The sequence below is a fragment of the Parahaliea mediterranea genome (assembly GCF_017255185.1).
GTDB lineage: Bacteria > Pseudomonadota > Gammaproteobacteria > Pseudomonadales > Halieaceae > JAFKCZ01.
Genome location: NZ_JAFKCZ010000006.1, coordinates 217741 through 231712 on the forward strand (window position 1 = coordinate 217741; position 13972 = coordinate 231712).

Genomic DNA, 13972 nt, shown 5'->3' on the forward strand with positions numbered 1-13972 from the left:
GGGCCTCCCGTCATGCATCGCCGCCGCAGTCTACAGAAGTCCCCCCGGGGCCGCCACGCGCCGCGCCTCCAGGCCGGACGATGCGCGCCGAACAGGGGCGGCAAACAAAGCCAATTGCCCGTGCTCCTCCCGCGTGCTATTTTTTCAGACGGGGCCTGCCGGGGTACAACGGTACCGGGCAGATGCAAGGGTTTCGTCATTACAACATATGGCGCAGGGGCATGACCGCGTGCAGTGGCGGTACGGGCCGGCGCCGGGCTCGGGGAAATGACCACTGCAGGCAGACTCAACACACTCATTCTCACCCTGGTCGTACTTGCGGGGCTGGTACTGACCCTGCTGGCGGCGGCACAAGGCTACCGCGCCGGCCTCGACCGGGAGGTGGCGGCGGCCAGCGCCCGGGTCGCCGCCCGGGCGGACTTCCAGTGGCTTGTTTACCGCCGCGACGGCGCCGGCTTGAACCGCTCGTTGCGCGCGCTGGCCGCCGCGCCGACCGTGAGCGGCGCGATCGCGTATACCCGTATTGGCGAGGAACTGGCGCGTGAAGGCGACGGCGCCGCGCCGCCTTTCGCCGCCCTGCGTGCCGGGGCCTCGACCACCGCACGGGTACTGCGCGGCGCCAACAGCGGCGGCCAACTGGCCGGCAGCGGTTTTTTCACCGTCATTCGGGGGGGCGCCCAACACGCCCTCCTCAGCCTGCCGCTAGTAACCACCGTCAATCCTGAGAACAAACTGACCGCGTTCGACTTTCTCGAGGCCCTGACGCGCGCGTCCCCGCCCAGCAGCGATTTCGTCATCGGCTATGTCCACCTCGCCATTGACCTGCCGTTGCTCGCCCGGGAAGCTCTCGCTGGTGCCGTGAAGCTGCTTGCCACCTGGCTGGTACCGGTGGTGCTCGGACTCGCGGCGGTGCTGTGGTGGAACCGGCGACTGCTGTCCAGGATGCAGCAGGTGGCGCGCACCATGGACAACATTGCCGGTGGCGACTTCGAGCAACACGCGGACTTTCGCGGCGGGCGCGAATTCGACGATATTGCCGACGCCCTCGAACGACTCAGTCACAGCCTGCAGCGCCACCAGCGGGAAATCGAGCTGGGCAGGGACCTGCTCAGTAAAAAGGTGGAGGAGCGCACGTCGCAACTGTCGCGCAGCACCGAGGAGTTGAGCCGCGCCACCGAGGCCGCCAGTGAGTCGGAACACCGCCTCCAGCGGCTCACTTACTACGACAGCCTTACTTCGCTACCCAATCGCCGCCTGTTCACCGAGCAGTTCGGCCTGCTGATGCGCCTGAGCCGGCGCGGCGGCCAGTTGCTGGCGCTGCTGTATGTGGGCCTGGACGACTTCCGCCGCGTCAACGATTCCCTCGGCCACCACGCCGGCGACCTGCTGCTGCGGGAAGTGGCCAAGCGCCTCAGGCACAGCGTGCGCGACAGTGACGCTATCACCCAGATGGGGGACGCGAAGCACAACATCGCGGTGTCGCGAATGGACGGCGACGAGTTCACCGTGGTGCTCAACCAGCTCGAGACCCCGGAAGCCGCGGCGATGGTGGCGCGCCGCATCATACGGCGCCTGTCGGAGACGCTGGAAATCGACGGTCACGGGGTGACGGTAAGCCCGAGGGTGGGGATCGCCGTGTACCCCGGCGATGGCGACAATCCCGGCGCCCTGCTCAACGCCGCGGCAACCGCGATGGCGGCGGCCAGGCAAGGCGGCGGCGACGGCTTCCGCTACTTTCATCGCGACATGGTCGCCGCGGGCAACGAGCGACTGCGCATCGAATCAGACCTGCGCCACGCGCTGGAGAACAGGGAGTTGGAACTCCACTTCCAGCCCCAGATCGACACAGTGATGGGCACGGTAATCGCCATCGAGGCCCTGCTGCGCTGGGAACACCCCAGGCTGGGAATGGTCACGCCCTACGACTTTGTCGCCATCGCCGAGGAAGCCGGCCTGATGGGCCGCATCGGAGACTGGGTCCTGGCGGAAGCCTGCCAGCGACTCAAGGGGCTGGAGACAGCCGTTGCCACCCTGCCCCGGGTGGCCGTCAATATCTCCGCCGCGCAGCTCGGCGAAGGTTTTGCCGCCACCGTCAAATCCACACTATCGCGCACAGGCCTGGCCGCGGACCGCCTGGAACTGAGCCTGGCCGAGCAGGCGCTGACGGCGGCGGACGAGTCCGTGCTGAACGGCCTGCACGAGCTGCGCTCGCTCGGGGTCTACCTGTCCCTGGACGGCTACGGGCTGGGACAATCCTCCCTGGTACAGCTCAGTCACTTCCCGCTGGACGAACTCAAGATAGAGCGCGAATTTGTCACCGACTTTCGCGAGCAGGGCCAGGCCGGCCCGGTGCTGGCGCTGATCGCCACCGCCAGGAGCCTGGGTTTGCGCGCCAGCGCGGAGGGCGTGGAATCACGCAAGGAGTACCGGTTCCTGGCCGAACAGGGTGTAAAGCAAATGCAGGGCTATCTGTTCAGCAAGCCGGTTCCGCTGGAAACCCTGCTACCGATGCTGGCGCCGTGGCATTTCAGCGAGCAGATTCGCAAATTCGGCGCGCAGGCCGGTCCGGGCTGACAACCGGCAAGCCACCGCGGCGGCGATCACTGGGTCACAACGCGCCCAGCGCGCGTACAACCCAGAACACCGCCATCCCTCCCCCGAGGGTGAGCAGGTGATTGCGGGTTTTCCAGGCCAGCAGGGCGGCCACCACCAGCGCCGACAATTCCGCCGGACCCGCCGCGATCTGCCCCTGCGGCCCCACCAGCATGGTGGCCACCAGCGCGGCCATGACCGAGGGACCGACATACTCCATGGCCAGGCGAAACGGACGGGGTATGCGCCGGTTGGCCAGGGCAAGGATAAACACCGCGCGGCTGAAATAGGTACCGATGCCCGACAGGACGATGGCCAGCAGGGCGCTCATCCCCGGGCCTTCTCGATCAGAATGCCGGCGACAATACCCGCCACCGCGCCCAGCAACAGGCCCGACCGGTGGGGCAGGTCGGCGGCGAGCAGGGTCACCGCTGCAGCCACTCCCGCCGCCGCCGCCTTGGGCCAGCGGTCGACGCCGATCACCAGCAGCGCGGTAAACAGCACCGGCACGGCAAAACCGAGCTGCCACTCCCGGGGCACGATGGGCCCGACGACCATCGCACTGGCGGTGGCGATCATCCACAGCAACCAGAAAGTGACGCCGACCCCGAGATAGTAGGCGCGAAAGGCCGCGGGCTCCTCATTGGCGCGCAGCATCGACAGCACGAAAACCTGGTCCACCAGGAAATAGGGGCCGACCCAGCGAAACCAGGGCGGTTGCTGCTGGAAGACGGGCGCCATCGCGGCGGAATACATCAGGTGTCGGGCATTGACGATCAACGCCGCGGTCACCGCGGCCGCCACCGCGGCGCCGTCACCCAGCAGGGTCAGCAAGGTCAGTTGGGAGGCCCCGCCGTAGATGATCGGCGAACTGCTCCAGCCGAGCAGCGGCAACAGGCCCGACCCCATTATGGCGATCCCCAGCACCAGGGCGAAGGGAACGGCCGGCAGGAACATCGGCAGGGCATCCAGGGCCCCCTGGCGGGCTGTGCTTGCGGTGTCGGTCATGACTACCTAGTGTAATCGATAACCGTGTGCAAAGGGCGCTAAACCATGAGTTTTGACGCCGCCCTCCGCGCGGGCCGGAGCGCGCCCCCACCCGCACCGTCAATCGCCCGAGCGACTCAATGCCATCAACAACCCAATGCCGAAAGAGCCGCGCCGGGGGGCGGTAACTGTATCGTCACATTCTGCCTGTACCGTGGCGCTATGAGTGACAATCATCCGCCCGCATCCATCGCCGGAAGCGGACGACCGGCGCCGCGACAATGCTTCTGAAGACTCCGTTCAGGGCACTCGATCTCTGGCGACAACTTCTGCTCCCCTGCCCTTTTCCCGGCATTTGGCGCTATCTCTATCGCCTGGCGCTGGGTGTATTACTGCTGCCCCTGTTTGTCGCGGCGCAGTGCCTGCACTGGCTGGGCTTCGCGGTCGACGAGTTGCTGTTTCGCGGCTACCGCAAGGTGGAGGTCCGGCACCCGGTGTTCGTACTCGGCGTACCGCGCAGCGGCACCACCCGCAGCCACCGGCTGCTGGCCGAGGACCCGCGTTTCACCACTTTCTCCACCTGGGAGTGCCTGTTCGCGCCAAGTATCAGCGAGCGCTACGCAATCCGCGCCGCTGCCGCCCTCGACCGGCGCCTGGGAGCCCCCTTGCACGTGCTCGTCGGCTGGCTGGAACGCCGCGTGGCGGGGGCCCTCGACGAGGTGCACCCCATCAGCCTGGCGGCGCCCGAGGAGGACTACCTGGCCCTGCTGCCGGTCCTGTGCTGCTTTGTCTTGGTGATCCCCTTTCCCCAGGCGAACTGGCTGTGGCGCCTGGCCCGCTTTGACCGCGACCTGCCGGCGACGGAACAGCGACGCTTTATCGCCGGGTACCGCCGCTGCCTGCAGCGCCACCTCTTCGTTCACGGGCCGGACAAAACCCTGCTGTCGAAAAACGCTTCCTTCGCGGGCATGGCCCACAGCCTCGCCCGGGCGTTTCCCGACAGCCGGATAGTGGTCTGCGAGCGCGACGCCCTGCAGGTCATTGGCTCCCAGTTCAACGCCCTCGCGGGGGCCCGGCGCCTGTGCGGGCTGGCGGCCGACGAGCCGCGATTCCGCGACCAGTTGCTCGCGAGCCTGGAGTTCTACTACCGCAATCTCGATACCTTGAAGCGGGAACTTCCCGCCAGCCGCTGCTTTGTCCTGGCGGCGGCGGATCTGGCCCGGGCCCCCGAGGAGCAGCGCGCGCGCCTCTACCGCCAGCTCGGGCTGGGGGCACCCCCGGTATCCGCCACACCATCCGGGCCATCCGCGAGTGCCGGAGCCGCCGCGGGGATACACCGGCCGGTGGCACAACCTCCCCTGGCGCGCTGGGGACTGCAAGCGAGCGAATTGCGACGGCGTTTTGGCCCCTGGTGCCGCGCCGAGGCCCGCCTGTGATCGCGGCGGAACAACTGCCACCGCCCACCGAAGCTCCGCGCGCGCGGCTGCGGGTGGCGGTGATTTCCGATTCACCGCCCGAACGCAACGGCGTCGGCTCCTACTACGCCGACCTGGTCGAACAGCTCGGGCAGCGGATCGAGCGCTCCGAACTGCTCTGCCCCACCGGCAACCAGTCGCGACTGTACCGCTACCTGTTGCCGCCATTGCCGGGGGACAGCACACAAAAAATCTGGCTACCCAACCCGCTGGGCCTGTGGCGCCGGCTGTCGGCCTTGCGCCCCCACGTGGTCGTGGTGCCCACGCCAGGTCCCTACGGCATCGCCGGCCTGGTCACCGCGCGACGACTGGGAATACCGGTGATCACCGGTTTCCACACCCACTACGAGGCCCTGGCCGGTATCTACTGGGCCACCGCCTTCGGCCGCCTGAGCCAGTGGTATCTCACCCGCTCCAACCAGCTGCTGTTCCGCCTCAGCCACCTGGTACTGGCCAACTCCCCGGACATGATTCAACAGGCTCGCCGGTTCGGCGCCAACCGCGTGGAGCTGATGGGAACCTCCGTGGCCGGCGAGTTCCTGCACACGCCGCTGGTGCCGCCCCGACCGCGACTAAGGCGCGTGCTGTTCATCGGCCGCTTGGCGGAGGAAAAAAACCTGCCGGCCGTTCTCGATGCGGCCGCCAGGCTGCCGGACCTGCAATTTACCGTGGCGGGCGACGGCCCCCTGCGCCGCACCGTCGGCAACGCCGCCCAGCGCCTGCCCAACCTGCACTACATCGGCTGGCGGCCGCGCAGCGCGCTGGTGCACCTGCTCGATGAGCACGACTTACTGATATTGCCATCCCGAGTGGAATCCTTTGGTACGGTAGCCCTGGAAGCCATGGCCCGGGGGCGGCTCGCCCTGGTGTCGGAGGCTTGCGGAATTGTCGACTGGGCCGTCCTGGCAAATGGCCTGTTCGTCATCGGCAAGGGGGAATCGGCTTGGCAGGCCCTCGAGCGCATCGCCGGCCTGCCAGCGGAGGCCCGCGCGCGCAAGAGCGGTATCGCCCGGCGCGCGGCGCTCGAGCTCAATAACTGGAACCTGCGGCGCTGGCTGCTCTGGCTGCAGGAAGCCGGGCAGGCGCAACGGCACTGAACGCGGGATACGACGCTGGAACTGCTGCCCTCCATTCACGACGTAATGCCCACCACCCTGGACCGGGTGGAGCATCTGGCCCGGCGCCTGCGCCACGGCGGCCATCCGCCGCCCCTGTTGTTGGTGGTGCCCGGTAGGCACTGGACCCCGGCGGACCTGGACAGGCTGCGCCGGCTGGCCGCGGCCGGCCACCCGCTGGCGGGGCACGGCTGGCACCACCGCGTCGACGGCTACCGCAACCTCCGTCATCGCCTGCACGCCGCAATCCTGTCCCGCGACGCCGGCGAGCATCTGTCCCTGGACCGGGCCGGGGTGCTGGCGCTGATCCGCCGCTGCCGGGCCTGGTTCGACGAGCGGGAACTGCCGGCACCGGAGACCTACGTACCACCGGCCTGGGCCATGGGACCGGTGGCGCCGCGGGACCTGCGTGGACTGGGCTTTCGCTGGTTCGAGTTCCTGAGCGGACTGTACGACAGTGAACGGGACGCCTTGCAGCGCCTCCCCCTGCTCGGCTTCGAGGCCGATACCCGTTTGCGCCGCGGCCTGCTGCGCGCCAGCAACCGCCTCAACACCCTCGCCGGGCGCGGTACCGGCCGCGCCAGGCTGGCGCTGCACCCGCGGGACGAGCAGCTACTGCTGGCGAAGGATCTCGAGCACTGGCTCACGGCAGCCGGCCCGTAGGCGTTTAACGATAGCGCAAGCTCGCCGGGACCCGCGGGACGGCACTGTCATTGCGCCCCGGCTGGCCCGGCGTCGCGCTGCGCCAACACCGGAACCGAAATCCTCGACGGGTATTGCGCACCGTAGTGCAGCGACAGCACCGGCGCCCGCTCGCGGTTGCGCGACTCGAAGGCACCGGCGTCGGCCCCCGCCAGGGCGATCTGCAGGCGATGCCCGGCGGCCAGCCTGACCGCGGTGGCATACAGGGACAGGTCGATTTTGTGTACCTCGCCCGGCACCAGCGGGCTCGCATCACGCTCCAGATAGCTGCGGCCGGCGCCGTCCACCCGGTAGGGTACGTTGGCCGCCACCACGCGGTGGTGGCGGGCGCGCAATACGCCCTCGGTGATATAGGTCACGCGGCCATCGGGCGCCACCGACTCCAGGTAGGCGTGCAGGTTGGGGTCCGCCACGGAGGCGCCCAGGTACAGGCTCAGCTGGACGTTACCCACCACCAGCATGTCCCGCTCCAGCGGCGCGGTGCTGAATCGCAGTACCTTGCCATCCTGGTCACGCCGGTCGTCATAAATAACATCCGGCCCGCCCAACTGGGTGTGCCAGCGGGTATGCTCGCCGGTGCTCGCGGAAAAATCGACGTCCAACGATTGCGTGCCACCGCTCCCGGGCGCCACAGATTGCAGGCTATTGCCGGCCGCCAGGTGGAACTGCCAGTGATCCCGCTGCCGGGGCGGCCACACATCGGAGTGGCGCCAACCACCGCCGTTCATCACGTGGTAGCGGATGCCCGGCTCGGGCGCCTCGCCCTCGCCCTTCAGGTAGTGGGCGAAAAAGGCCTCCACCGCGCCGTAGTGTTCCTCGTAGGACCACAGCGGCGGCCGGTCGACGGCCTCGAAGGGGTCGGTATCGTGGTCCCCGCCGTGGCTGAAGGGCGCGATGGTCAGCGTTTGCCGGTTGGAGAAACGGTCGAAGCGCGCCAGGGCGCCGTCCGCCGTCGCCGCGTCCAACCAACCGGCAATCACGAACATCGGCACGCCCGAGCCCTCGATTTCCGCCTGACGGGCATAGGGCTGCGAATCGGCCATGGTCCACCCGGTATCGGCATAGCGGGAATCGCGATACTCCAGCCCGCGCACGGCTTGTTGCACATCCGGCGTGTTATGTTCGGCCACCGCCGCCGCCAACTGTGCGCCGTCGCTGTCGGCGTCCACCGGTTTCACGCCACCGATCAACAGGCCGCCAAGGGCGCAGCGAAGGCCGTCCAGCCAGCCCTCGGCCCCGGGCCATACCAGGGCGCAGACATCGTTGCGGTCCATCGCCATCACCGCATCGCTCCAGGCCGCGATAAAGCCCGGCTGGTAAACGCCCCCGGGGGTCGCCAGGTGATACTGGGAGTCGAAATCGCTGTACAAGGGTGCCACGGCCTTCAGGGCCGGGTGGTGCACGGTGGTCATCAGCTCCGCGCTGGTGCCGAGATAGGACACGCCGAGGGAGCCGACCTTGCCATTCGACCAACCGCGGGAGGCAATCCAGTCGATCACCGCCGCGTAGTCCGCCACCTCCTCGGGGGAGTACTCCATGCGATGCGCACCGAAGGAGGCGCCGGTACCGCGCACATCCACCGACACGAAGGCGTAACCCCGGGGGTTAAAAAAAGCCGCGTACTCCGGCAGATCAACGCCCGGCGCGCCGAAGCCCAAGCCGTGCAACACGCGACCGACAAAGGTCACACGGGAAGCGCGCCAGTAGCGCGTGCCGGAAACCAGCGTGGGCACGCGCTCACCGGGCGCCAGCGACGCGGGCAGCCACAGGTCGATGGCGATCCGCGTACCATCCGGCGCGGTCACATACAGGGACTGGTTGCGTTGCTCGCCCAGTGGCGTGAGGCGTTCACCCGCCAGCGGTACCGATTGCGCGTACAACACCACCAGTGCCGCAACCGCCAGCACTACCATCGCGATTTTCTTCAGCATGTTCTATCGGTTCCCTTGGCGCCTGTTTACTTCCCGCGAGCCATTCACTGGCCCTCCACCGCCGCCCGCACCGCCAGCGGCCGGACCTTGGCCACCAGGCTGTACAGGTACTTGCCTGGCTCCTCGTTCACCACATAGTGGGCGGAATCCTCGAACGCCACGTATTCCTTGACTGGCGCCCGCACTTGTTTGAACCACTCCTTGATCAGCGTGGTGGGCGTCTGCCAGTCGTGCTCGCCCTGGAAAATAAACACCGGGACCTCGAATACGTACTCGTCCGGGTAAGTGATCTCGTAGTCATACAAATCCACCAGCAGGGCTTCGTTGGCGGGCGACATCGGATCGGGGAAAAACTTCTTGTACAGTTCTCCCATGCTCAAATCCGGCGACAGGATGGTATCCAGCATCAGGTGCGAGTGCAGGCCGTCCTGGGGGTCCCTCAGGGCGTGAATCGAGGCGCCAAAGCGCGACAGATGCCGCTGGATCGTGGCCACGTGATCGGCGCCGAGTTCGGGGTCCTCCGGCCACGGCGGCACCGACTCCAGGGCCTGCAGGGTTTCGCTGTCGCCGGCGCCACGGGCGGCCTCCTTCATCAGTCGCAGGCTTTCGTCGAATCCGGACTTCCAGCCCAGGGCCTGGCCCACGCCGACGTAGGCCGACACCAGGTCGGGGCGCTGGGCAATGACCTTGAGGCCCAGGTTGGTGCCCCAGCTGTGCCCGACCAACACCACCCGGGGCTGTTCGAAACGCAGGGTGACGTACTCCAGCAACTCCACGGTGTCCGCGACCATGCGCTCGAAATCGGTGGCCCTGGCCATCGCCTCGTCGCCGTAGGAGCGCCCTGCCCCCCTCTGGTCCCATTCCACAAGGGTGAAATACTCCGTCAGCGGCGCCAGCACCCGGTGCGTGAAGGGTGTAAACGCGGAACCGGGGCCACCGTGCAGGTCTACCAGGATGGGGTTGTTCAGGTCGCGGCCGCGAATCCGCACGAACTGCTGCACGCCGCCCAGGGTCAGGTACCTGGACTCGTCGATGGCGCCATTGTCGATGTCCAACCACAGGGAGTTGCGGTTCATCTGCTTGCCGGTATCGATCAGGAAATACGCGGTGCCGGCGGCGCTGGACAGCGCAATCAGAATCAGCACCGTCAATGCCGCCAGGGTTTTGATAATACGTTTAGTCATGCCTGGCTCCTTACGCCTCACTGCCGAACAGCGCGCCGGCCCGGGATTTCAATGACACCTTGTCCACCTTGCCAATCGGCAGCAACGGCAGGCTCTCCAGCACCACAAAGTGCTTGGGCACCTTGTAGTTGGCCAGTCGGGCCTTGCAGTGCCGCTCCAGGTCCTGCCCGTCCAGCCGCTGCGCCGCAGCGGCGACAAAGGCCACGCCGACCTCCTGCCACAGGGGGTCATCCACACTGACCACCGCGGCGCAGTCGACCCCGTCCAACTCCTCTATCGCCACCTCGATTTCGCGCGGGTACACGTTGTAACCGCCGGACTTGAACATCTCCTTGACGCGACCGACGATGGCGATATAGCCGTCGTCCCGCTCCACAGCAATGTCGCCGGTGCGGAACCAGCCGTCTTCGGTAAACGCGGCCCGGGTGGCCGTGGGGTTGCGCCAGTAACCCATGGTCAGCTGATCGCTGTAGGTCTGCACCTCCCCGGGGGTACCGCGTTCAACGACGACACCGCGCTCATCGCACAGGCGCACCGCCACGCCCGGATAGGGCCTGCCCACGGTACCGGTCAGCAATTGCAGGTCGGCGGTGGGCGCCAGTGCGGTAATAGCGCTGGTCGTCTCGGTCATGCCATAGTTGGTGGCCAGCCGGGGACAAATAGCGCGCAGGGCCCGCACGGTATCCACCGGCATCGCAGCGCCCTCCCAGACAATCAGCTGTACACTGGAAAAATCCACCCGGGCGATTTCCGGCAGCGCGAGCTGCAGGGTAAAGACGCTGGGCACCGACCCCCACAGTGTCAATCGCTCGCGCTCGATCAGCAACAGCGCCTCAAGCGGATCAAACTGCTCCATCAGCACCGTGGCGCCACCGGCCACTAGGCAGGGCGCGAACATGTCGATAACGCAGCCGATATGGTTGATCGGGAAATAATTGAGTACGCGATGGGGCTTCAACGGCCACAGCGCATTCTGGCGGATGGCGAAACGGGTAATCGCCCCGTTGCGCAGCAGCGCTCCCTTGGGCGTCCCGGTGGAACCGGAGGTATAGACCAACAGGCCGGCGCGGTTGCCATCGACCTGCCAGGGTCCGGCGTCGGCGGCCTTGGGCCGGTGGGCGTCGACCCAGCTGTCGAGACTTCCCGGGGCCTCCCCCTGCTCCAGCGGTACCAGTTGGCAGTCGAGGCCCAAACCCGCGACGATGGCCTCCAGCTCGCCCCGGTAATTTCGCGAGGAACCGGCATCGGCGAAAAACAGCAGGCCCGGCGCGGCGTCCTCGATAACCTGGGCGAGCTCCCTTGAGCGGTACTTGGGGTTCAGGCCCAGCCAGATGGCCCCTACCGCATTGGCAGCGAGGAAGGTTTCGACAAAGGCCACCGTCGGTCCGTCGAGGGTCGCCACCCGGTCGCCGGCGCCGATACCAGCGGCCTTCATGGCCCCGGCGATGGCCTCTACCCGGCGCGACAGTTCCGCGTAACTGACTCGCAGATCGCCCTCGACCAGCGCCTCGGCATCGGGCGTTTCCCGGGCCCAGTACGCCAGGTAATCAAACAGGCTCGGCAGGGCCGGAACATCGGCCAACTCACTACTCATAGAAAACTCTTAGGTCTCGATTGGCGCTCCGCCAGGAGAGTCACATACCGGACGGGGCGTTGAAAGAAGCCTGTTTGCGGCACGGGTCCGCAAACAGGGATACTGGCTATCAATTGTCGGCCTGGCTGCTTCTGTCGTCGACCGCTTGCGCGGCCAACGACAAAAGCCGTGCACAGCGCGTTAGAACGTATTGTATTGCAGTTCCACGCCGAGGGTTCGCGGCTGGATGTAGTTGGAGTACACCAACTGGCTGTCAAAGCCGGGGCTCCAGCGCTGGGTGGTCGCCTCCTCGTTGAACAGGTTACGGCCATACAGGAAGACGGCCCAGTCCCCGCGATCCGCGCCCAGGCGGAAGTTGACCATGTTGTAGGCATCGTTCTGGTAGCGCGGCGTGTTCGGCGAGTCCGAGTAGGTCTTGTCGCGGTAGGCGTAGGTGACAACGGCACTGCCTTCCCAGTTTTTCACCAGCGGCCAGCGGGCGTCGAGCGTGGTGCCGGCGGTAAACTCCGGCACGTTGGCGATGGCGGCCCCGGACTGCACCACGACGCCGCCGAAGCTGTCGTAAACGTCGTCCTTGATCTCGGACTCGACATAGGCGGAATTCACCGACCAGCGCCACACCTCATTGATGGCCCAGGTCAGCTCGACCTCGCCACCGGTGGACTCCGCCTTGCCGGCATTGTCGCGGAACGCGTACAGCGCGTCCGAGGTGGTCAGGCCGAGAATAATGTCGTCCCAGCTGTTGTGATACACGTAGGCATTGAGCGTGACCGCGCCATCGGCGAGGCTGCTCTTGGCGCCCAGCTCGTAGGCCCACAGCTCCTCCGGCCCCACCAGGTCGGGAACCTCCTGCGGGTACAACGAGGAAATTTCGTTGATCCCGCCGGAGCGGAAGCCGTTGGCCACGGTGGCGTAGAACACCAGGTCGTCGTTTTGCCAGGTCAGGGTCATCTTGGGACTGAAGTGGTCGCTGCTGCCGGAAACCGTGGCACTGCGGCCGGCGACGGTACCGAACACAACCGAGTCATCATCAATACTGTAGCGCTCGATGTCGTCCTCGTAGTAGCGCCCGCCGAGTTGCAGCGACCAGTTGTCGTCGAAGGCGTAGTCGATTTCCGCGAACAGGGCCCAGACTTCACGCTCGATAAAGGGTTGCAGGGTGGTGTATTCTTCAAAGCCCCAGGCGGGAATGCTGAAGTAGAAAGCGTCGGAGAATTCGCGCTCGGAGGTTTTATAGAAGCCGCCCACCAGCCAGTCCAGACGCTGGTCGCCGTTGCTCTGCAGGCGCAGCTCCTGGGTGAATTCCTCGGCGCCGCCGGTTTCCGTGCTGCGCGCCACGCCGGGCACGCCGAAGAACACGATGTCGTTGGGGCTCAGGTCCGACTGTTCCTCGGAGTCCTGGTCGAAATAGGATGAAGCCGAAACCAGGGAGAATTCGCCGAAATCGTAATTGACGGTGATGTTGTAGATATCGTACTCGTCATCCAGGGTGGAGAGCTCCCGGATGGGAGAGAAGTAGATGCCGGAACCCGGCTGGACCTCCACCGAGGAGGGCTCCACCCTGGAGGGCGAAGTCTGCCCCCAGGTGTTGCCCAGTTCAATGCTGTGGTGCAAATACGCCAGGTCCACGGTGGCCCTCTCGCCCTCGTAGCGCAGCCCCAAACGCGCATCCAGGGATTCATTGGTATTGGTGTCCGACTTGTTCAGCTCCGGTGCGTCGACCCAACCCCCCAGGTCCTGGTGGGTGAAGGACAGGCGCGCCGCCCACTGCTCGGACAGGGGCAGGTTGGCCACCCCCTTCAGGCCCCAGCCGCCTTCGCCGCCATCCACCGACTGGTATTGCGTGGAGATGCGCCCGTAGGTCGCCGTGGTATCGGGCTTGTTGCTGATAACCCGTATCGTCCCGGCCATCGAGCCCTCGCCGAACAACGTGCCCTGTGGACCGCGCAAAACCTCCACGTGCTGGGCGTCCCACATGGCGACCTCCGGCAGGGAGCCGGCGTAGGAGGAAATCGGCACTTCGTCCACGTAGTAGCCCACCGCGCCGGTGCCATCCAGGCTGGAATCGGAGGACGTCACCCCGCGAATGGCGGCGGACAGCTTGCCCGGGCTGGTCGACACCAGTTCCAGGCCCGCGGTCTGGTCGCGCAAATCCTCCAGCGCCAGCACGCCACGCTCTTCCATGGTCTGCCCGGTGATGGCGAAGATACTGACCGGGATATCCTGGGCGGACTGCTCCCGCTTCTGCGCGGTGACGATCACTTCCTCAAGGAGCACCGGCGCGCCCTCCGCGGCCTGAGCCGATTGCAGGGAACCCATCAAGGCCACCACCGAGGCCGCCGTCTGCAGGCGAAAAATAGGGGTTTTATTGCTCATAGCCATACTCCATTGA

The 13972-nt window shown here is 66.6% G+C and carries 10 protein-coding genes; 4 read left to right on the forward strand and 6 right to left on the reverse strand.

Features of this window, described 5'->3' with window-relative positions:
* Positions 1 to 267 precede the first annotated feature (267 nt).
* A complete protein-coding gene (locus JYP50_RS09565) occupies positions 268 to 2574 on the forward strand; it encodes a putative bifunctional diguanylate cyclase/phosphodiesterase (RefSeq protein ID WP_206560281.1) in 2307 nt (768 codons plus the stop codon).
* Positions 2575 to 2608: 34 nt separating this feature from the next.
* Here JYP50_RS09565 and JYP50_RS09570 read toward each other — a convergent pair whose 3' ends face one another.
* Entirely contained in the window at positions 2609 to 2923 is a 315-nt protein-coding gene (locus tag JYP50_RS09570; protein WP_206560282.1) for an AzlD domain-containing protein, read from the reverse strand.
* Entirely contained in the window at positions 2920 to 3600 is a 681-nt protein-coding gene (locus JYP50_RS09575; RefSeq protein WP_206560283.1) for an AzlC family ABC transporter permease, read from the reverse strand. The genes JYP50_RS09570 and JYP50_RS09575 overlap by 4 nt, the downstream gene beginning before the upstream one ends.
* 260 nt (positions 3601 to 3860) lie before the next feature.
* Here JYP50_RS09575 and JYP50_RS09580 point away from each other — a divergent pair, with 260 nt between their 5' ends.
* Genes JYP50_RS09580 through JYP50_RS09590 form a run of 3 tightly spaced genes read left to right on the forward strand, consistent with a single transcriptional unit; the run spans position 3861 to position 6832 of the window.
* On the forward strand, positions 3861 to 5015 hold the full coding sequence (locus tag JYP50_RS09580) for a sulfotransferase (RefSeq protein WP_206560284.1): 1155 nt from the start codon (positions 3861 to 3863) through the stop codon (positions 5013 to 5015).
* Positions 5012 to 6151, forward strand: coding sequence for a glycosyltransferase (locus JYP50_RS09585; RefSeq protein WP_206560285.1), 1140 nt, complete (start codon positions 5012 to 5014; stop codon positions 6149 to 6151). Before JYP50_RS09580 ends, JYP50_RS09585 begins: the two co-directional genes overlap by 4 nt.
* 33 nt (positions 6152 to 6184) lie before the next feature.
* Entirely contained in the window at positions 6185 to 6832 is a 648-nt protein-coding gene (locus tag JYP50_RS09590) for a polysaccharide deacetylase family protein (protein ID WP_347136762.1), read from the forward strand.
* Between the two features lie 47 nt (positions 6833 to 6879).
* Here JYP50_RS09590 and JYP50_RS09595 read toward each other — a convergent pair whose 3' ends face one another.
* From JYP50_RS09595 to JYP50_RS09610, 4 genes are all read right to left on the reverse strand, one after another.
* Positions 6880 to 8802 carry a CocE/NonD family hydrolase gene (locus JYP50_RS09595; RefSeq protein WP_206560287.1) on the reverse strand — a complete coding sequence of 641 codons (1923 nt, stop codon included), beginning with the start codon at positions 8800 to 8802 and terminating at the stop codon, positions 6880 to 6882.
* 44 nt (positions 8803 to 8846) lie between these two features.
* The gene (locus tag JYP50_RS09600; RefSeq protein ID WP_206560288.1) at positions 8847 to 9986 is read right to left on the reverse strand and encodes an alpha/beta hydrolase; all 1140 of its coding nucleotides are present in this window, start codon (positions 9984 to 9986) and stop codon (positions 8847 to 8849) included.
* A 10-nt stretch (positions 9987 to 9996) separates the two neighbouring features.
* A complete protein-coding gene (locus JYP50_RS09605; protein ID WP_206560289.1) occupies positions 9997 to 11580 on the reverse strand; it encodes a class I adenylate-forming enzyme family protein in 1584 nt (527 codons plus the stop codon).
* A 180-nt stretch (positions 11581 to 11760) separates the two neighbouring features.
* Positions 11761 to 13956: a TonB-dependent receptor gene (locus JYP50_RS09610; protein ID WP_206560290.1), complete on the reverse strand. Its 2196-nt coding sequence runs from the start codon at positions 13954 to 13956 to the stop codon at positions 11761 to 11763.
* Between the last annotated feature and the right edge of the window lie 16 nt (positions 13957 to 13972).